The sequence below is a fragment of the Acidobacterium sp. S8 genome, assembly GCF_009765985.1.
GTDB lineage: Bacteria > Acidobacteriota > Terriglobia > Terriglobales > Acidobacteriaceae > Alloacidobacterium.
The window spans coordinates 222,808-243,775 of the sequence record NZ_LMUM01000027.1 but is presented as its reverse complement, the minus strand read 5'-3'; the positions used below and the strand labels follow the sequence as shown (position 1 = coordinate 243,775).

Annotated in this window: 13 protein-coding genes; 6 read left to right on the top strand and 7 right to left on the bottom strand. The window is 53.9% G+C overall.

Annotation, left to right across the window (positions count from 1 at the left end):
• Positions 1-132 precede the first annotated feature (132 nt).
• Positions 133-1,119, bottom strand: coding sequence for a glycosyltransferase family 2 protein (locus GSQ86_RS11295; protein WP_158750035.1), 987 nt, complete (start codon positions 1,117-1,119; stop codon positions 133-135).
• A gap of 157 nt (positions 1,120-1,276) precedes the next feature.
• Here GSQ86_RS11295 and GSQ86_RS11290 point away from each other — a divergent pair, with 157 nt between their 5' ends.
• A complete protein-coding gene (locus GSQ86_RS11290) occupies positions 1,277-1,660 on the top strand; it encodes a VOC family protein (RefSeq protein ID WP_158750034.1) in 384 nt (127 codons plus the stop codon).
• A gap of 38 nt (positions 1,661-1,698) precedes the next feature.
• Complete coding sequence (locus GSQ86_RS11285; RefSeq protein ID WP_158750033.1) at positions 1,699-2,403, top strand: YafY family protein; 705 nt, start codon at positions 1,699-1,701, stop codon at positions 2,401-2,403.
• A 33-nt stretch (positions 2,404-2,436) separates the two neighbouring features.
• Here GSQ86_RS11285 and GSQ86_RS11280 read toward each other — a convergent pair whose 3' ends face one another.
• The 3 genes from GSQ86_RS11280 to GSQ86_RS11270 all read right to left on the bottom strand — a co-directional run bounded on the left by GSQ86_RS11280 (position 2,437) and on the right by GSQ86_RS11270 (position 7,504).
• Positions 2,437-2,703 carry a hypothetical protein gene (locus tag GSQ86_RS11280; RefSeq protein ID WP_158750032.1) on the bottom strand — a complete coding sequence of 89 codons (267 nt, stop codon included), beginning with the start codon at positions 2,701-2,703 and terminating at the stop codon, positions 2,437-2,439.
• Between the two features lie 87 nt (positions 2,704-2,790).
• Positions 2,791-6,213 carry a glycosyl hydrolase gene (locus tag GSQ86_RS11275; protein WP_254062310.1) on the bottom strand — a complete coding sequence of 1,141 codons (3,423 nt, stop codon included), beginning with the start codon at positions 6,211-6,213 and terminating at the stop codon, positions 2,791-2,793.
• 139 nt (positions 6,214-6,352) lie between these two features.
• A complete protein-coding gene (locus tag GSQ86_RS11270) occupies positions 6,353-7,504 on the bottom strand; it encodes an L-rhamnose/proton symporter RhaT (RefSeq protein ID WP_158750031.1) in 1,152 nt (383 codons plus the stop codon).
• Positions 7,505-7,660: 156 nt separating this feature from the next.
• Between GSQ86_RS11270 and GSQ86_RS11265 the strand changes: the two genes are divergently transcribed.
• From GSQ86_RS11265 to GSQ86_RS11250, 4 genes are all read left to right on the top strand, one after another.
• Positions 7,661-8,851 (top strand): TIM barrel protein, encoded by a 1,191-nt coding sequence (locus tag GSQ86_RS11265; RefSeq protein ID WP_158750030.1) that lies wholly within the window; start codon positions 7,661-7,663, stop codon positions 8,849-8,851.
• A gap of 61 nt (positions 8,852-8,912) precedes the next feature.
• Positions 8,913-11,138: a bifunctional rhamnulose-1-phosphate aldolase/short-chain dehydrogenase gene (locus GSQ86_RS11260; protein ID WP_158750029.1), complete on the top strand. Its 2,226-nt coding sequence runs from the start codon at positions 8,913-8,915 to the stop codon at positions 11,136-11,138.
• A gap of 9 nt (positions 11,139-11,147) precedes the next feature.
• On the top strand, positions 11,148-12,572 hold the full coding sequence (locus tag GSQ86_RS11255; RefSeq protein WP_158750028.1) for a rhamnulokinase family protein: 1,425 nt from the start codon (positions 11,148-11,150) through the stop codon (positions 12,570-12,572).
• A gap of 75 nt (positions 12,573-12,647) precedes the next feature.
• Complete coding sequence (locus GSQ86_RS11250; protein ID WP_158750027.1) at positions 12,648-13,754, top strand: substrate-binding domain-containing protein; 1,107 nt, start codon at positions 12,648-12,650, stop codon at positions 13,752-13,754.
• 106 nt (positions 13,755-13,860) lie between these two features.
• Here the strand turns inward: GSQ86_RS11250 and GSQ86_RS11245 are convergent, their stop codons facing one another.
• From GSQ86_RS11245 to GSQ86_RS11235, 3 genes are all read right to left on the bottom strand, one after another.
• On the bottom strand, positions 13,861-16,674 hold the full coding sequence (locus tag GSQ86_RS11245) for a glycosyl hydrolase (RefSeq protein WP_256366832.1): 2,814 nt from the start codon (positions 16,672-16,674) through the stop codon (positions 13,861-13,863).
• A gap of 174 nt (positions 16,675-16,848) precedes the next feature.
• The gene (gene metH / locus GSQ86_RS11240) at positions 16,849-19,563 is read right to left on the bottom strand and encodes a methionine synthase (protein WP_158750025.1); all 2,715 of its coding nucleotides are present in this window, start codon (positions 19,561-19,563) and stop codon (positions 16,849-16,851) included.
• Positions 19,560-20,684, bottom strand: a complete 1,125-nt coding sequence (locus tag GSQ86_RS11235) for a homocysteine S-methyltransferase family protein (RefSeq protein WP_158750024.1) — start codon at positions 20,682-20,684, stop codon at positions 19,560-19,562. Before GSQ86_RS11235 ends, metH begins: the two co-directional genes overlap by 4 nt.
• Between the last annotated feature and the right edge of the window lie 284 nt (positions 20,685-20,968).

Below are 20,968 nucleotides of genomic sequence, written 5' to 3'. Positions count from 1 at the left end.
GTGAAATTTCCGCTGTACACGCGCACGGATTTTAACATGTCATCTTTAATCAAGCAGGAAATGAAAAATCCCGCAGGCACAGAAACGTACCTACGGGATGAAGAGATGCCTTTTTGAGCGAAGATGAAATTGCTAGTTTTCGCGCAGCAGTCTTGGTTCTTCAGGAAAGCGCAGCCGGACAAGACGATCGATCGTATAGGGAGCGCGTTGTTGAGAGGTATGGTAGTGGCGCACCTGTAGCTCGCCCAGTAGTCCGATGGCGAGCATCTGGATACCCGCCAGGATCAGCACGCCAGCAATGACGAAGAGCGGGCCATGCTGGTCCATTACATGCTGGTGGGTAAAGAGCTTCAGTAATAGCAGAAAAAACGAGATGCTTCCGCCACCGAGGATGCTTAATGCACCGAAACCGCCAAAGAAATGCAGTGGCCGAGTCATATAGCGCAGCAGAAAACGGATTGTCAGCAAGTCGAAAAAGACACGGAAGGTTCTGCCGATGCCATAATGCGACTTCCCTCTTTCGCGGTTTACATTCTTAATGGGAATTTCGCAGATGCTGGCTCCATACCAGGATGCGAGGGCGGGAATGAAGCGGTGCATTTCGCCATACAGCGGGATGTTGTGGATCACTTCGCGCCGATACGCTTTGAAAGTCGTTCCAAAGTCGTGGATATCCACACCGGAAAGCTTGGCCATCAGCCAGTTTGCGCAGCGCGAAGGAAAGCGGCGCATCACAAAGTTATCGATGCGTTCCTTGCGCCATCCGCTGACAACGTCGTATCCCTCTTCCAGTCTGGCGAGAAAATTCGGTATCTCGGAGGGATCATGCTGCAGATCGCCATCCATCGCGAGAATAAAGTCGCCCTGGGCATGGTCGAAGCCTGCCGCCAGCGCTGAGGTCTGGCCGAAATTGCGGCGCAATTTCACTACGAGTACGCGGCTGTCTACGGCGGCAATCTCTTCGAGCAGCTTATAGGTTCGGTCGCTGGATCCATCGTCTACAAAGACCAGCTCAAAGTTGTCCCCTACCTGTTCCATGACGGCCTTCAGGCGGTCATACAGGGCGGTTACATTCTCTTCTTCATTGTGAAAGGGGACGACGATGGAGTATTTCGGCATATCTCTATATTATAGACGCCCCGGAACCACGGGACCGGCCAAAAAACCACGATCTGGAATCCTAGCCGGCACCCCTTCACTACTGACACCATGCTGTCAGCAGCCCTCTCGTACTCTCTTTCCTAGACGATCCAATTCTGCCTAAAAAGAGGACCGCATGTCGACCGCACAGGAAACCGTAACCTCAACGATTACATGGTTTGAGATTCCCGCAGCTGATTTCCCCCGCGCCATCCGCTTCTATGAAACCGTGCTGGGCACGGCATTGATCCATGAGGCGGCATGGCCAAATCTGGCTATTTTCCCCTATCAGAGGCCGGGAATTTCGGGAGCCATCGCTTATGGAGAAGACTTTCGCCCAGCCGGGGACGGCACGATCATCTATCTCAACTGCAACGGCCGGTTCGACGCTGTTTTGAGCCGGGTGGAGGATGCCGGTGGCGCCATCCTGGAGCCGAAGTCGCATCTGCCGGGCGTGGGCTGGGTAGCCCAGATTCGCGACAGCGAGGGGAACCGCATTGGCGTCCATTCAGCAGCTTAGAGCCTTAAGGCTATCCGCAGGCTCTAAGATAGTCCGGTATGCGTCGCGCCGACCGGCTCTTTCGAATTGTCCAACTATTGCGAGCCGGACGGCTGCAAACGGCCCGTCATCTGGCGGAAAAGCTGCAGGTCTCACACCGCACCATTTATCGCGATGTGCAGGACCTGCAGCTTTCCGGCGTTCCGATTACGGGCGAGGCTGGTGTTGGATACACTCTTCGTCGCGACTTCGATATTCCTCCGCTGATGTTTGATCGAGAGGAAATTGCCGCGCTGGTACTGGGTGCGCGCATGGTGCAGGCGTGGGGCGGAAATCAACTGACCGAAGCCGCCAACCGCGCTTTACGCAAGATCGAAGCCGTTTTGCCTTCGGATCTGCGTGAGCGGATCGATGAAGTGCTGCTTTATGCGCCGGGTTTTCGCAGCACACCGGAAATCCGCTCGCGGCTCGATTCCCTGCACACGGCCGCCCAAGAGCGCCGCATTGTGCTGTTTGCTTATTCACGGGAGGATGGCGCACAAAGCATCCGCAAAGTGCATCCGCTGGCTCTGTACTATTGGGGCGGGGCGTGGACGCTGGCTGCATGGTGCGAGCTACGCAACGATTTCCGAAGCTTTCGCGTAGACAGAATGGAGCACCTGGAAAGCCTTGCCGAGGTTTTCACTCCCAAGGCTGGCCAGATGCTCTCTGATTTCCTGCGCCGCGTTCGCGCGGAACAGGAGGGCAAAAAAGATTTGTCTTAGAAGAAGGTTCGTCCCGCGGTTGTTACCACCGCTTCACCTTACCTCGCCGAAGATAGAGCTATTCATCGCAGCTAAAAGCGTAGCCAGGTTGGTCAGGTTGAAGACGTTGCTGACCTCGCCGCGAAGCTGGAAGCTGAGCGATTCCCAGATACCAGATGTCCGGAAAAGCGAGGCGTCCACGTTTCTGTAGCCGGGAACGTCGAGTTGTGCCCGGCGCTCATTACCAAGAAGTCCCAGCGGACCAACTCCGCGAAAGCCAGCATCCACACCAGGCCGGCAATACGAAGATATACGAACCATTAGTTCATCTCTCCGATGCGTGAGCGCCGCGGAAGCGTCTGCGGAACCTTACCGGAAAATATTGTTGATCAAACTAGCGTCAAGACCTTATTCCTTTCTTGAACTCGCAGAAATCACCTGAACCGGTCCGAGCAATCCTGACGGAAGCAGAGGTGAATTTGCTCGATAGGGCTTCACATCAGTGAACGTGTACTTCTCATCCGCATCTGGTTGCTGATCACCAATCAGACGATTTACCCATGCGTTTGTAACTCTGATGGAGATTTCATTATTTCCGGGCTTCAGGGCACTCGTCACATCCAGACGGTAGGGGGCATGCCACACGATGCCAAGGGGCTTACCGTTTACAGTGACCTCGGCCAAGTTTTTAACGTCGCCAAGATCGATCCATAGTGTTGTGCCTTTTTTGAACCAATCATTCGAGGCTTGAATGGTTTTTGTATAGGTCCCTGTACCCGAAAAGTACTTGATGCCCGCGTTCGCGTTGTCGCTCCACGATGAAAGCGCATTCATGGTGATAGATGGCGGAGCGCCGCGATCTGCTTGAAAATTCAGATTCCACGGTCCATCGACGGTTTCCAGCTTGGTTTCGGAGATTTCCGGCAGCGTCACGGATGGTTTCTTTGCGGTGTTACGAAATACTACGAAGACCGTTCCCCATGGCTCGAAGTGAAGCGGGACGGTGGTACGACCCTCCACGGTCTTGTAGGAAACAGGCTTGACGTTTCCGGTTTCCGCGTACCACAACTCGGGCGTGCGACCAGCCACGCGGAAGGTGGCATCCACCGCAGCAACATTGTCACTGCGATTGTCTAGGAAGTAGATGTCACCATCGGCAAGCTTGCGGTGAACGAAAAGAATGCGAGTGTCAGCTTGTGGCTTCGTGTAGTCGAAATCCGGAGTGAGCTCTAATGCGCTGAATACTTCAGACAGACTGGTTCCCGCGTACACGCCGCCTTTGCCTACTTTGTGTATACCGGTTCCATCGCCGAAGAGTTCGTCGTTCAGCTTGCGGAATTCCGATTGATCATCAGCCAGGCTGGGATCGTCCGACGGCTTCGGTCCCGCCACGATTGCGCCATCCTCCACCAGCTTGTAGATCGCTTTCAGTACCGGCAACGACATGTGACGGCTGTATGGATCGAGGCAGAGAACGCGGTAGCTCATTCCACTCTTCGTGGTAATGCGTCCATCGGAGGCACTCAGTTCGTGAATCAAGCCATCAGCGTTAATGTAATCAAAACCATATCCGGCGGGAACATCAGGTGATTTATCGGCGAAAATCGCCGTCAGGTTGGAATCTTCCCCATAAAAATAAATGAGATCGGCTCCGAAGTGTCCCTGCTGCAGAAGGTAGCTGCTGCGTGCAAGGTAGTTGACCCATGGCCCAGCTTCTTCCGCCCATGTTTCATTCCGGTTGAACCATTGTCCGAAAGGCCCAAGGGTGAGCCCGGGCGCTTTGCCGATGAGCGGCTGATGTGCCGACTCGTGAATGACGAAGCGATTGATGCCGTTCAGTAATTCCTGATCGGCCGTGGGCTTTAGCGTAGCGGGTGACCAGGCCCAGGGTGCGGCTGAAGCCGTAAGAGATTCCGCTGCCGCAAGATTCTGTCCATAAATGTGCGCTACAGACGCCGATTCCCTGTCGTCTGCGTTGTAGCCGTACTGTTCCTTATTGACACCTGGAGTCTGCGTCCACATGGCACTCATGGGGATGTCGTCGAGCTTCTTAACTTCCATGCCATCGGCTACAAAAGCGCGCTCGCTTTCATGCGATTCGCCGTAATGGCCGATGCCCCGTTCTTGCAACGATGCCTGCACCTGCCCATAATGCTCGTCGGCGATCAGGTCGGCGATGGTCTTGCGGAAGTCCCATAAGAATTGATCGCTGGATTCGGCGCTTCCTACGACGCGGCCTGCGAGAACAGGCATCCACGGTTTTGGGTCATAACCGCGGCGCTTCGTGAATTCGGCGATCATATCGTCCGTCCAGTTCTGCGAGCCCGCCTCCCAGCTATCGGTAATCACATAACGGATTCCGCGCTTCCCCATCATGTCAGCGCCAACGGTCTCCTTATAACTATCGAGATAGCCATTCATATAATTTTTGACATAGCCGCTATTCAGCTTATCGACCTCAAGACCAGTCGCCTCGGCGGTTGCAGGATGATTGGTGATGCCGAGCAGCGAATATCCAAAGCGGAGCACAACCCAATTGCCAGGCGGCGGTGTCCAGTTCAATGTTCCATCCGGGTTCATCTTCGAGGTGAGATCGATCACGTCCGACTTCACGATCGCGGAATTTTGATCGACTGTTGGAGTCGCAAACTGATAGAGGTCCGACTGAGTTGTAAATGCGGCTTTATCCTCAAACCTGTTTACTCGAGCGCCGGGATGAAGGACGAGTTCGGCGATTTCATAATCCGTGGGGGGAGTTCTGGCCTTTACACCCAAGGATGCCGGATCTATGCCGCTTGCCCATGCGGGAGGAGGCGGCGGCGGAGTGCGCTTGAAAGCAACGCGAAAAAACTTCGCCTTCACTTCAGGAAACGAAACTGTATTTTCCGGGTCCCCACCTTCGGGCAATGCAACCACCGTATGGTAAGTCTTTCCGTCATCGCTGGCCTCGAATGAGATAGCCGGGTTGCTGATGCCGGTCACTATGGTGGTGATTCTGTCTACGCCCTTCGTGGCGATGGTGATGGCATTGATTGCGTGGGGCTGATCGAATTCATATTGAATCCATGCACTCTGCCCAGCTGCAGGAATGGGAAGCTTGGTAGTTTTTTCGAGATCGCCATCACTCAGAATCACCTTATCCGGCGATCCGCCACTCGCTGTCATCTTCGCGTGCAGATCTTCAACGGAAATGTCATCTGCAGGCCGGCGATAAGCAACTACGGCTGCGTCGGCATAAAACTCGGGAGTCTTTGCAGATCCAGCTGGCGCGGCGCTGGAATCGTGAGTTCCCACATCCTGGAATGGACCCGTGCTCGTGGGCGGGTGGAACAGCTTGCCGGTAAACGGTTTGCCGCCCTCTACCGGCGTCTCGCTCCAAACATACTTCTTCATCCCCTGGGATGGCGGAACCCACGGTCCACCTGTTTCGCTCCATCCGGGAGAACCGGCAATTGCTTCTTCCATGTGCAATTGATCGGCCAGCGTCGTCGCATAGCGGAAAGCGTCTTTCCATTCCGGCGTCATGTAGGCGAGGCGATGTTCCACGACCTGCGGAGTTGCCAGGGCAGCGTCGAAGTTCTGAAATCCGCTGAGGCCGACCCGATGCATCCATTCCAGATCGAGCTTGATTCCTTCTTTCGTGATATTGCCGTTCATCCAGTGCCACCAGACCCGTGGACGAGCGCTCTCCGGCGGATTCTGAAAACCGGTTTTGAGCGGGTCGCTGCCATTCTGCGCGACAACGACAGCTGCGCAGGCGAACCATATAGCAGTTGATACGAACGCTTTCGCTGCAGCTCCGGGAATCCTGGTGTTCATTTTCCACTTCATTCTGTGGTCGCTCTCCTGTGGTTTAAGCAGACTGATCAAAACGCCATGAAGCATAACATGCTGAGAAATAAATCCGAAAATAAAATTGTTTTCCTTTTGAAAAATGACCTACCGAGAATGCGTTTGGAAAATCTCGCAGTCATCGTGCCATCAGATAGTTCCCATAACCCACGATAACGGTTGAAAAAACCAGCAAAAACAGCCCGCAGGTGACGCATAATCGCGTGCGAAGAGCGGTATCGCGCCACTCCTTCAATGCGATGCCCCAAAGAGTAGCGAAGATGATGATACTGGCCATGTGCAGCGTCCAGCTTGAAAAGTCATACTTCCCCATTTTGGTCTGACCCATCGAATAGAAGAAGAACTGGAAGTACCAAATCACGCCTGCAAGCGAAGCCAGAAGATAATTTCGCACGAGTGCAGACGGCGGCAAGCGGAGTTCGCCTGCGATGTTTGTGGGATCGATGGAGACAAGTGTTTCGCCGGTGATGGCAGTTCCCATCGGATTTGAACCTGGTGCTCCGAAGAATTGTCTCGCAGACCTGTTTCTGATGATCAGAAATAGTGACCACACAAAATTTGTGAAAAATCCACCCCACAAAACAACAATGAGAACGGGAAGGTTCTGCCAGAGATCAGCTCTGCCGGTGGCAAGCAGATGATCGCGGGCTATGAGAGCGATGGGCTTGCCGGCATTCAATCCATAGGCAAAGCATGCGCTCATGATTCCCGCAAAGACGGCGACCGCTAATCCCTTTCCGAAAGAAAAATCCCGCTCGCCAAGTGCCGCTCTCTCTTCCGATGGCACTTCCTGCTCTTTCAAAAAACCTGCAAGCCCGTTCACCGCAATCGCAACCAGGCAAATGAATACGCCAAACAGAATGAAACGGCCACCGGATTGACGAGCAATTGTCGGAATCTGTCCGCTGAACAACGGGGGCATCAAGGTTCCGAACGCCGTGCAGAAGCCAAGGGCAATGGCATATCCCAGCCCGATTCCGAGATAACGGATTGATAGGCCAAACGTGAGGCCGCCGATACCCCAAAGGGCACCCCAAAAGATTGCATGGAAGAAAGCAGGCGACGGCGAGTGACGCAGAATGTGCGCCACATCAGGCACAAATATCCGCGCGATGAGAAGAGGAGCAACGATCCATGCCGCAAAACCCTGGATGATCCAGTAAATTTCCCATGACCATCGCTTGATTGGTCTGAAAGGAATGAAGTTGCTGGCGGAAGCCAATCCTCCGATCCAGTGATAGATTACTCCAATGAATGGATTAGGACCCACATTGCACCTCGAATCAAATGCCGGCAAATAAACCGAGTGTCGCGCATCGCCATCCTAACGCAGGGCATATTAAATTGAAAAAACATTTCTATTGAAATTGCTTGGGTGCGCGGCTACACTTCGCTTGGGATAGGCTCACCTTAGCTGGGAGGGAGTATGGAGAACAACGATCGCGCCCGGGAGGCAGCGGCAGCTCTGGATAATTTCAAAATTGAAATTCCTTCCTGGGGATTCGCCAACACCGGCACGAGGTTCGGCAAATTTCTGCAGCCCGGCGCAGCTACCACGCTTGAAGAAAAGTTTGCGGACGCATCTCAGGTAAACGCATTGACGGGTGCGACTCCGCAGATGGCTCTTCATGTTCTCTGGGACCTTCCTGAAAGCACGGCAGATGTGCCGAAAGTAAAACAGCTGGCGGTGCGCTACGGCATAAGGCCGGGATCGATTAATCCTAATTTGTTTCAGCATCAGGAATATAAGCTTGGATCCATCTGCAATCCAGACGGCTCTGTCCGCAGGATGGCGATCAATCACCTGATTGAATCGGCGCGAATTGCAAGAGAGCTAAATGCGACCGATATTTCACTATGGGTAGCAGATGGTTCCAATTATCCCGGCTCGCAAAGCATTCGCAAGAGGATTGGTTGGCTGGAAGAAGCATTGCAGATAGCCCATGGCGAGCTGCTTCCCGATCAGAGACTGCTAATTGAATACAAGCCCTTCGAGCCTGCGTTCTATCACACTGATATCGCGGACTGGGGCATGGCTGCGCAACTGGCTCGCGCTGCCGGTCCGCAGGCTCGCGTGCTCGTAGATACTGGCCATCATTATCAGTCCCAGAATATTGAGCAGATCGTGGCCTGGCTCCTGCATACGGAGCTTCTCGGCGGCTTTCATTTCAACGATCGGCGCTACGCGGACGACGATCTTACTATCGGCTCCATCGATCCATATCAGGTCTTCAGAATTTTTCACGAAATTCTAAATGAACCGGATCCAATGTTGATGGCGCAAATTGCCTTCATGATCGACCAAAGCCATAACCTAAAGGGCAAGATGGAGGCTATGGTGCAAACGGTCATGGCCGCCCAGGAGATATATTTGAAAGCCTGCCTCGTCGACCGGCAAAGATTGGCCGAATTACAAAGCGAAGGGCAAATTGTAGATGCTGAAGAGTGTCTGCGTTCTGCCTTCTGGATCGATGTGCGGCCCATGCTGGCCGAGTGGAGAATCAAACGTGGTCTTCATCCAAATCCACTGACGGCGTTGCGCGAGAGCGGCTACATAGAGCGCATCGAGTCGGAACGGGCCGAGCGGAATGCGGCGCGATCAAGCACGTACGCCTGATTTCGCCGGATATCTAAATAATGTCGGCTTGTATCGACTGCCGGCGAAGAAGTGAGGAACTATGCGTGCGTCAACTGCTCAAGAAGAGCGTACCAAACTGATCTATCTGGAAGACCGATGGAACTTTGAAACCGCCGCAGGCATGGATGAGCCTGAGCTTTTGCGCTATCGGTCCAATCTGCTCGGGTCAGATCTTCGCATCACCAATTTCGGCGGTGGCAACACGAGTTCGAAAATTCCTATGAAGGACCCGCTAACGCGCCGCGATACTAGTGTGCTCTGGGTGAAAGGTAGCGGAGGAGATCTCGGCAGTATTCAACGCTCAGGCTTTGCCACGCTTTATATGGAAAAGCTTCGTGCGCTGGAAGAGCTCTATGCGGGCGTGGAGCGCGAAGATGAAATGGTGTCGTATTACTCTCTCTGCACTTATGGTCTCAATCCAGTGGCGGCGTCTATCGATACGCCACTGCATGGCTTCCTGCCATTTCCTCACGTAGACCACCTGCATCCCGATTGTGCCATTGCGCTTGCGGCGGCTGCGAATGGTCACGAAAAAATGGAAGAGTTCAATCGGAGATACGAACATAAACTCGTGTGGCTTCCCTGGCAGCGCCCCGGTTTTGAACTCGGCATGATGTTGAAACGCGCCGTGGAAAAGCAGCCGGAGGCGGATGGAGTAATACTCGGTGGCCACGGACTTTTCACTTGGGGAGAAACCCAGCGTGAATGCTATCTGAACACCATCACTATCATCGACCAGCTCACAGCCTTCATTGAAGAACATCTTGAGAAAAGAGGCGGCGTAGCTTTTGGAGCCACGAAAGATGAAACGCTCCCGAATCGTCTGCGCGTTGCACTTGAGGTTATGCCGTATCTTCGTGGTCGCGTTTCGGCGCAGAAACGACTGATTGGCAGCTACTCTGATCTGCCGGAGGTGCTTGAATTTACAAACGCAGCTCATGCTGAAAAGTTTGCCTATCTAGGCACAAGCTGCCCGGATCATTTCATCCGCACGAAAATCCGTCCGATGTATGTGCCATGGGATCCCACAAGTGGCGTCGATGCATTAAAGAAGCAAATTGATGAGCGACTGGCGACGTATCGCGAGGAATATGGCGATTACTACCGAAAACATGCAGAGCCTGCTTCCCCGGCCATGCGGGATCCGAATCCTACGGTTGTGCTGATTCCTGGCCTTGGGATGTTCAGTTTTGGCAAGAACAAACCAGAATCGCGAATTACCGGTGAATTTTATGTCAATGCAATTCACGTGATGAAAGGAGCGGCTGCGCTTGAAGGGCAGTCGGCTCCTTCGAGCCTGCCTCAATGCGGGCCGGATGCGCTGGCGCAGGCGTTCCAAACCTTCAGTAACTATGTCGCTCTGCCATCCTCTGAAGCTTTCCGTATCGAATACTGGGCTCTAGAGGAAGCCAAGATTCGTCGGCAACCACCGGAAAAAGAGCTGAGCCGTCAAATCGTCCTCATCGTAGGTGGGGGCAGCGGGATAGGGCGAGAGGTTGCGCTGCTCGCCGCCGAACGCGGCGCTCACGTTGTCGTTGCTGATCGCGATTTCAACGGAGCCACAACGGTAACAGAAGAGTTGAAAAAGATTGCGGGCAAAGAAGCTGCCGCTGCCGCCCCCGTGGATATACGCAGCCGCGAATCGATTCGCGAAGCCATGCAGGAGACAGTGAAACAATTTGGCGGCCTCGATATCGTAGTAAACACGGCCGCGCTGTTTCCCTCTTCACCTACCGGTGCAATCTCCGATGCTCAATGGGCATTGACCCTCGAAGTAAATGTCACCGCAAACTTCCTTCTCGTCGAAGAAATCGGATCGTTGTTACGGGATCAGGGACTCACGGCGAGTGTTGTGCTCACCAGTTCCGCGAACGCTGTGGTGCCGAAGCGCGGCTCTGAAGCGTACGACGTCAGTAAGGCGGCTCTCAGCCACCTGGTCCGCGAACTTGCAGTGTCGCAAGCGCCCCTTATCCGCGTGAACGGAATTAGTCCTGCCACGGTAGTGAAGGGTTCCACTATGTTTCCTCGCGACCGAGTGATTGCGTCTCTCAAAAAATATGGAATTTCGTTTGACACGGCCATGGGCGATGACGAGCTTCGCACACTTCTGGCGAAGTTCTATGCAGAGCGTACTCTCACGCATGTCCCGATCGATCCGCGCACGTGCGCTGAGGCGATTTTGTTTCTCGCTGGCCCGAAAGCCCCTTGCACCACCGGCCATCTTATTCCGGTCGATGGCGGTTTGACGGACGCGTTTCTACGGTAGGTCGCATACATGCCCGGCAGTGATTTCCCGAACTTGATTGCCATTGATCTGGGCGCTGAGAGCTGCCGGGTCTCTCTGCTGCGTTGGCTGGGTGAGAAACCAGAGATAACCCTGGTGCATCGCTTTGGCAACGCGCCTGTTGCGAATCAGACATCCCTGCACTGGAATTTTCAGCGCATACTTTCTGAACTGGAGAAAGGGCTTACGCGGTGCGCCGATGAATGTGTCGATCCGATCGCTTCCATCGGCGTTGACGGATGGGCCGTGGATTATGTGAGGCTCGATGAGAATAACGAGCCAATCTCCGAGCCCTACTGCTATCGAGACGCGCGCACTGAAACAACATTCTCTGACTTACATAGTCGCTACCCGAATCTTGAGATGTTCATGCATAGCGGCATCCAGCCGCTTCGTATCAATACCATGTATCAATTGATGGCTGACAGCAAAGCTGGCATAAATCAGGGGGCGCCATGGATGAATCTTCCAGAGTATGTCCTGTCGGGATTCGGCGGACGACTTGTTTCGGAATACACGAACGCTACACACACCGGACTGATAGATATGCGTTGCGGTCACTGGAGCGAAGAAATCTTTGATCGGGCAGAACTAAGCCTTGCAAGCGCGCCCGAGCTGGTCGCGACCGGAACGGATATTGGACAGGTTCATGGCCGAGATAATCATCAAGAAACGTATGGCGATACGCGCCTGATCGCTGTAGCCTGCCACGATACAGCTTCAGCTGTCTCGGCAATTCCGATAGAAGGTGACGACTGGGCCTACATCAGCTCCGGTACGTGGTCGCTACTTGGAATGGTGCTCGGTGCTCCGGTTATTACGCCGGAAGCATTTGCCGCGGGATTCACAAACCTTGGAGCGGCAGGCAATCGCATATGCTTTCATAAAAATGTCAACGGGATGTGGCTGCTGAAGCAGACTCTCTTGCAGCTCTGCCCCGAACCACATACGTGGTCCATGCCAGCGCTGATTGAAGCAGCTGAAGCGGAACCTCATCCCGGGCAACTGCTTGATGTAGATGACCCCGACCTGTGGCTTCCAGGCTCCATGGCCTCACGCATCAACGCACAGAGAGCACTGAAAGGTGTGGCTCCTCTTCCGGAAACCGCAGCAGCGATGCCGCGTTTTGCGAGCCTCATTTTTCATAGCTTAGCCGCTCGATATGCTGAGACACTTCGCGATGCGGAGCAGTTGACCGGACGCAAGCTCAAGAGACTGGCCATCGTGGGAGGAGGCAACCAGAATCAGTTTCTGAATCGCCTTACAGCCGAAGCCACCGGCCTCGAAATTACCTGCGGCGCTGCAGAGAGCTCCACGATTGGAAATTTCGCCGTCCAACTGGCGACGCTGGAAGGAAAGGCAAATAGTCCTTCACGGCTTACTCACTGGGCGCGCACACTTACTTCTCTGCATTAGTTTCCAGCTATCCGGCATGGAGATTCACTTCCAATAGGAAATGCAGTTGCTATACTCCGACAACGCGAGGGGAACTTGCCACAGCAGAAGATCAAGCATCTCTACTTGATACCAATTCTTTCGAAATCGCTCGACATTCTCGAGCTATTCGAGTCGGAAAATAAACCCCTGACGCTGGAAGCCATTTATCAGCGACTGCAGATTTCGAAGACCAGCATCTATCGCATTCTTAAGACGTTTGTTCATCGCGGCTACATGGCGCAAAGCCCAGATGGAGCTTATCGGCTTGTGTCACGCCCCAGAAAGATGCGCTTCGGCTTCGCAGGCGAAAGTGCCGAAATGCCTTTTTCGGAAGCAGTCTCAAACAGCCTTAAGACTGCGGCTGCGGCTTCGGGAGTGGAGCTCATCATTCGGGATAATCGCTACGATGCAGAGACGGCGCTACGCAACGCAAAGGAGTTTGTCACTGAAGGCGTCGACCTTGTCATTGAATTTCAGATTGAAGAGCGGATATCTCCTTTGATTGCTCACACGATTTCGCGAGCAGGCATCCCCCTGATCGCGGTGGATATACCGCATCCCAGCGCGGTTTATTTCGGCGTAGACAATTTTCAGGTTGGCTACGAAGCCGGCGAACTGCTCGCTCAACACGCCCTTCTTTACTGGAAAGGGAAGGTAGATTGGATTCTCGGTCTCGATGTAACTGAAGCAGGTACATTTGTGCAGAGCCGCATCTCGGGTGCGTTTGAAGGCGTTCGCTCCTTGCTGCCGAACATTCCTCAACGCGCCTTTGTCCGGCTGGAAGGTAGAGGCATGCGTCAGACAAGCGCACAGGTTGTTGCTGACTTTCTTCAGCATCACGGACGCGATGAGCGCGTATTGATCGCCGCTGCTACGGACACCAGCGCACTCGGCGCATTGCAATCTACACGTAAGCTGGGCCGTGAAAAGCAGGTGGCCATCGTAGGACAGGATTGCATTCCCGAAGCGTTAGAGGAGCTGCGAGCGACAAAGAGTCCATTCATCGGGTCGATTTCTCACGAGGCTCATACTTACGGACCCAGGCTCATTCAGCTTGGTGTCACACTGCTGCGGGGAAACACTGTGCCTCCCTACAATTACGTACAGCACAAGCTAGTGACCGCCGGAAACGTGCCGGACGCCGGACTCAGTTCTCACTAGATTTCGCCTCACAGAAGCTAACATGATTAGCAACGACGGGATAGCGCTAGAATCGGGATCGAGACGATATTCCATCTGAGACAACATATTTCTATTGACATGACGTTCATCGGGCTTTTTCACGAACTGGTTTGCTGACAATCAGTTTGATCGGTCCTGTAATTCCGGACGGCAGAGGCTCAAGATGATCCATATCCTGGGGCACGAATAGTACGCCATAGTGGGCATTGAGGAGGCGATAGTCCGGTTGACTCTGACCAGCCAGAGCATTGATCGCTGTGTTCCCGACTACGATCTTTAGATCATTCCGTCCCTCCTTAACCAGCGGCGTCAAATCGATGCAGTATGGCGGATGCCACACGTATCCGGCAGAGTGGCCATTCAGAAAAACTTGCGCGGCCTCGCGCACCGGACTCTCAAGATAGGCGCGCATATTATGTGCCCCCAGCGGATCCGGAATGGGGACCGATGTTCCTTCACCGAAATCAAGCACTGCACTCGCGCCCCGCTCTAGCGTTAAGGTCTTCTCGTAGCTGGCGGTTCCAGAGTAGTAGCGAAGAGCAGGATATTGCTGCCACTGGCGTAACTCGGGCATTTCGACAGTCGTGTGATTTTTATCATTGAAAGTTACGCGCCATCCTGAGGAGACATCCACCGTTTGAGTTGCGGGGAGCTTTTGCGGATAAGCCTCTTGCATCGCGTCATTTGAGAAAAAGATCAGGCACGATTCATAAGGCTCCAGATCGAGCGGTATCACCTTGGCATCCGGTAGCCCTGACACATGGCCAGTGAATGGATCCCATTCTTCGGCGTGTTTGTATGAGGATCGAAAATGCGCTTGTGTTTGCAGATGCCGATTGCTTGTATTGGCGATAAAGTAAAGATCGCCATTTTTTAATGACCGATGAATAAATCCGACGTTCGCGGAGTCCGAATCGGTCTTGAAATCGGGCTCGAGAGAACTGCGCAGCACGGTGGCCAAATCCTCGTCTTTCTCTATGAAATGCGCCGTCGCTGGTTTTCTGCGAAACAACGATTTCGATGTCTGCTGGATGCGGATCGATTCCGCTTCACTATTTAGATAGCCTGGCGCTTGTGAGGGCAGTTGCCGAGTCGCTATAACAATGCCACCATTGCGTGCGAATTCGGCGATCTTCGTATAGGTCTTTTCTGGAATTCGCTCGATATTCGGGAGAATCAACACCTTATATGGAATGCCAACGATATCGATGGAATCTGCATCAATAAAATCGAGATTGTAGCCCGCATCAAGAACCTGGCGAATCACGTTATCTCCCAGGACCTGACTCATCGACTCATCGATGGATACGTTACTGCCAGTTTCATCGAAGCCAGCGAATGATGTCGGATTCGATTTCTCCACTCCGACCTTAAAAGATGCCCACACGTCGTCATTCGGCAGCAAGAGTGCCATGTCATTTGCCGGCCTTCCAAGTCTGAGGACAAAGCTCACGCGCTGCAGATATCGCGCAAGATCCGGCATAACAAAAAACCATGGATTATGGGTGTTCAGCGCGGCTGCAGCGTACATACGCCAACCCGGCTCGCCAGCAAACTCCGGAGAGAGCGGCCAGCCGTGCCCAACCAGCTGATTAATTCCCTGAAGAAAATGCAGATCCGCCTCGGCCTTCATATCCAGAGGAGTGGCGCGAAAAGCTGGCGAGTGCAGCCATGTCCAAGTTTCCGATGAGATCACGTTATGCCCGTACAAATGTCCTGCAGATGCAGCCCAGCGGGCGTCGGAGAATTCCCGCCACATATTGAGCGTCGCCTTTCCTTCTCCTTCAGGCAGGTCTTCAAAACGGTTACTCGATAGTGTGACAGGAGGAAAACCGTAAGTCTGGGATCTCAACAGCGTGCCATGCTGTCGTGCCCATGCATGCATCGTCTGCAAAAACCCTTCGTTTGCCAGCTCTGTCAATGTCAATCCCCAGTCATGACGAATCGCTGCGGTATCTGGCCCCGCGTCGCCTATTAATGCTGGCAGATGTACGGAAAGATCGTAACCACGACGATTACGAAATTCGGCAAGAAGACGTGGCGTCCAGTTAGAACCATAGTCTTCAAGGCTGTCGCTGAAAACGGCATAAGGTGGCGTATCCGGGAATGCCTGCAAAAGACGATCCCCCACAGCCTTGAGATGTGTCGCCATAGCCTGCGCGTCATAATGATCGAGCACAAATCCGGCGGCTCCCACCGCAGGCCGCTTAACCATCATTCCGGTACGGCTGGAAATAAAGAAGAGGGCGGTGCGAACTTTTTCGGCATCGGGTACGACGTTGAATCTTCCTACTGGCAGTTCATCCATCGACTTCGCATCCGCCAACTTCATCGCCGATCCCTCGGCGGGCACGATAAAGACTTTTAGGAGACTCTCTCCGGCTGAAAGGGACGGAGCCAGAATTGTGTTGTTAGCGGGAGGTATGACAACGGCTTCGACGCGGAGTCGCCCGGCCGCTTGCGTAATCGGGATATGTGGGCCACCGAATGGCCAGCCACTTCCGAGAGTCACATCCATTCTCAGCCCGAGCGCTTTTGCCTTCTCGCCGGCGAATCTCAAATCATCGATATATTCGTCTGAAAGAAAAGAGACATTGTGAAAGCCAGCGGCGGGGTCATCGAGCACCTGAGGATAGAGCGTGGCAACCTCAACTCCTCCGATACCGGATGCCTTCATCTCTTCGAGTTCCCGCTCAATCTCTTGCTTGGTGATTGCAGCTCCGAACCACCACCAACGCATCATTATTCGGCTGTCTGATGGAGGATCAGAGAAAGCCTGGTGTAATTCGCTGATGCTTTGCTGAGCAAAACTGCAAACTGAAATAGATAAAAAAACGATAAGAGTAAGCCAACCACCGCGCTTCCGAGAGGAATGGTTTGGCGCACATTTTCCGGTCATCCCAGATCCGTTCAGCTCGCCTGGACTTTGCGCAATACGGTTACGATTTATTGCTGGCTTGAAGAACATCTCTGCAAATAATGCAGCCGCGCCCGTGCAATCTGCAACACTTTGAACATCAGGCGTCGGCATCCAGCAAAGCTTTGATCGAAACTTCAATACGATGTCGAGTGACTATTCCACTGGGTCATAGTTGAGGTTAGGGCCCAGCCAGCGCTCCACCTCTGGCAGACTCATCCCCTTACGTTTCTGATAGTCGACAACCTGATCGCGGCCAATTTTGCCGAGGCTAAAATAGCGCGATTCCGGGTGGGCAAAGTAGATTCCGCTAATGCTTGAGCCGGGCCACATTGCAAAGGACTCAGTAATGAGTATTCCAGTGTTTGCCTGCACGTCGAGCAGATTCCAGATCGTGCCCTTCTCTGTGTGATCCGGGCAGGCCGGATAACCTGGAGCTGGCCTGATTCCCCGATACTTTTCCTGGACCAGTTCCTCGTTGCTCAAACCTTCGCACCGGCCATAGCCCCATTCTTCACGCACTTTCTTGTGCAGGCATTCAGCAAAAGCTTCGGCCAGACGATCGGCGATGGCCTCCGCCATAATTGCGCTGTAGTCGTCGTTGTCGGCCCGGAAACGATCGGCCAATGCTTTTAAGCCGATGCCGCTGGTCACTGCAAAAGCACCGATGGAATCAGGTAGTCCGGTTTTCTTCGGCGCAATAAAGTCGGCAAGCGAGCGGCACGGCTCATTGCCTTCCCGGTTTGCCTGTTGGCGCAGAAAGTGAAATTGATCCAGGACTTTGCTGCGGGTATCGTCCGCGTATAACTCAACGTCATCGCCGACAGCGTTTGCCGGAAAGAAGCCGTAAACACCACGCGCAGTGAGCAGGTTTTTTTCGATGATCTTATCAAGAAGAGTATGGGCATCGGTAAGAATCTGGCGGGCTTGAACGCCCTGCTTTTCGTCGTCAAGAATTCGGGGATAGATGCCCTTCAGTCCCCATGTGTGAAAGAACGGTGACCAGTCGATGAAGTCGCGCAAGGTCGACAGAGGAAAATTATCCAGCACGCGCACGCCGGTAAACTCGGGCGCGGCCAGATCTTCTATACGCCACTCAATCGGAGTTCTTCTTGAGCGGGCGGTCTCGATATCAACAACGCTCTGCCGCGGCGAGGAGTGGGCTTTGCGGACGGCCTCGTATTCGGCACGATGTTGTTCTATAAAGCGCGGCCTGCCCTCCTCACTCAAAAGACTAGTCGTCACCGGGACCGCGCGACTCGCATCCACAACGTGAACCACAGGCTCGCTATAGTGCGGGGCAATCTTGATCGCCGTGTGCGCCCTGCTTGTAGTAGCCCCCCCGATGAGCAGCGGCACCGTGAAACCTTGACGTTCCATTTCGCGGGCAACGTGCACCATCTCATCGAGTGACGGCGTGATAAGACCGCTAAGGCCGATCACATCGGCCTTCTCTGCTTTCGCTCGTTCGAGGATCTTTTCGGCAGGCACCATTACACCCATGTCGATGACCTCATAGTTGTTGCAAGCGAGAACGACACCAACGATATTCTTGCCTATATCGTGGACGTCGCCCTTGACGGTAGCGAGCACGATCTTTCCCTGCGCCCTGACTTCCTGACCAGCCGCAGCCATTGCCGCCTTTTCGGCTTCCATGAACGGGGTGAGGTATGCCACGGCCTTCTTCATGACGCGGGCAGACTTAACGACTTGCGGCAGAAACATCTTTCCAGCGCCGAAAAGATCGCCTACTACACTCATACCGGCCATCAGAGGGCCTTCGATAACTAAAAGAGGGCGACCTAGCTTGGCGCGAGCTTCTTCTGTATCGATTTCGACATAGGCGTCGATTCCCTTGACCAGTGCGTGAGAGAGGCGCTCCTCGACCGTGCCGTTGCGCCATTCCTCGGTCTTCTTTTCACTCGCTACTGCGCCAACGCTCGCGGCCTTTAGCTTTTCGCCATATTCCACCAGGCGCTCGGTCCCGTCAGGACGGCGATTGAGCAGCACGTCTTCGACTAGTTCCTTCAGCTCCGGCTCGATCTCTTCGTAGACTTCAAGCATCCCGGCATTCACGATGCCCATATCCATACCCGCCGCAATAGCGTGATAAAGAAATGCGGAGTGCATGGCCTCGCGGACCTTGTTGTTGCCCCGAAAGCTGAATGAGATATTTGAGACGCCGCCGCTGACCTTTGCGTGCGGAAGGTTGGCCTTGATCCAGCGGGTAGCGTTGATAAAGTCGACCGCGTAATTGTTGTGCTCTTCCATGCCGGTGGCAACGGTGAGAATGTTTGGGTCGAAGATGATGTCTTCGGGTGGAAACCCGACCTCGGCAGTAAGAATCCGGTACGCCCGGTCGCAGATGCGGATCTTATCCTCGTAGGTTGCAGCCTGGCCCTGTTCGTCGAAGGCCATCACCACAACGGCGGCACCATATTTGAGTACTATAGCTGCGTTTTGCCGGAACTTTTCTTCGCCTTCTTTCAGCGAGATTGAGTTCACGATTCCCTTACCTTGCAGGCATTTGAGGCCAGCCTCAATGACTTCCCATTTCGAGGAATCCACCATGAAGGGGACTTTCGCAACCTCGGGTTCGCTGCCCAGTAACTGCAGAAAGCGTGTCATGGCCATGACGCCATCGATCATGCCCTCGTCCATACAAATGTCTATGACATTTGCCCCGTTTTCAACTTGCTGACGGGCGACGCTTACCGCCTCCTCATATTTGCCCTCCTTGATGAGCTTCGCGAACCTGGGCGAACCTGCCACATTCGTTCGCTCGCCAATCATGATGTAGACGCCGGGCTGCTGAGTAAAGGGTTGTGATCCTGAGAGGCGGAGAGGCTTTGTCTCCGCGAGCAAGGTCATACTGTGCTCTCGCTTACGTAGGATTCGACTTCCGAGTCCGCCCTGAGCCTGCGCGGTGGCAGGCCATCCAGAGCTTTGGCGATAGCCGCGATATGCTCGGGCGTGTTGCCGCAGCACCCGCCGGCAATATTAATCAGTCCACCTCGCGCAAAGTCACCCAGATAGCGCGCCATGTCAGGCGGCTCCAGATCGAAGCCCGTCGGGGAGAGCGGGTTTGGCAGACCTGCGTTCGGATAGCAGGAGATCGCCGCGTCCGCCTTCTCTGAAAGCTCTTCCAGGAACGGATACATCAGATCAGGGCCAAGAGAGCAGTTCAGTCCGACCGATAGAGGCTTTGCATGGCGCACCGCATTCCAGAACGCCTCAACCGTTTGTGCGGAGATCATGGTTTCTCCGCCGCGACCCACTGCCGCAGAGATCATCACAGGCAATTCGTGGCCATCCTGATCGAACACGTCACGGATAGCGACGAGTGCCGCCTTCGCATTCAGTGAATCGAAGATTGTTTCTATCAGGAGAAGGTCTGCACCACCTGCGATGAGAGCACGCGCCTGATGTGCGTAGGCAGACTTAACCTGATCGAAGGTGATCACCCTAAAGCCTGGATCATCGGCATCGGGCGAGTTCGAAAGAGATACGGTAAGAGGTCCCAGTGCGCCCGCTACGAACCGTTGACGCGAAGTTTCGTTTGAGAGACGATCAGCCCAGTTTCGGCACTGCCGCGCCGACTGCTCATTGATCTCCCATGCAAGGTCGTTCAGGAAGGGATCGTCGATGATCTTTTGATAGAACGCAGGGTCCTTTCGGCCGCCGTGCTCCCGCGGATCGTCTACGAAGAATTCGCTCTGGGAGATGCTAGTCGCACCGAACGTGTTCGTCTCGATGATGTCGGCACCAGCCTCCAGAAATCGGCGATGGATATCGCCGATCATCTCCGGCTGAGTCAGCGTGAAAAGGTCGCCGTTGTTCAGCAGGTCTTTTCGTGAATCCTTGAAGCGGTCTCCACGGATGTCAGCTTCCTTCATGTTGTAGGTGCGGATCGTCGTTCCCATCGCGCCGTCAATAATGGCGATTCGGCTTTCGAGGATCTTTTGAAGAGGATGCTGGCCGACTGTATTCATATCTCCCTGACCTTAAGCGTTGTATGCCCGACGAATCGAAAGACTGGCGTTTGACAAAGTGCAAGCTACGGTTGTCCTTACAGCTAACGCCGTCCGATTGCTCTCATTCCATTATCTCATTTGGAATCAGAGAAAAGAACCCGCTAAAACCAAGTGGTCCACTGATATCGATTTGCGAGTCGGACAATGGACGAACCTTCCCGCGTCAACAGCTAACGCATCTTTAACGATGTCCTGTCCGGCATATAAGATTCAAACCGAATGTGGGAGACCAGGTTTATAGG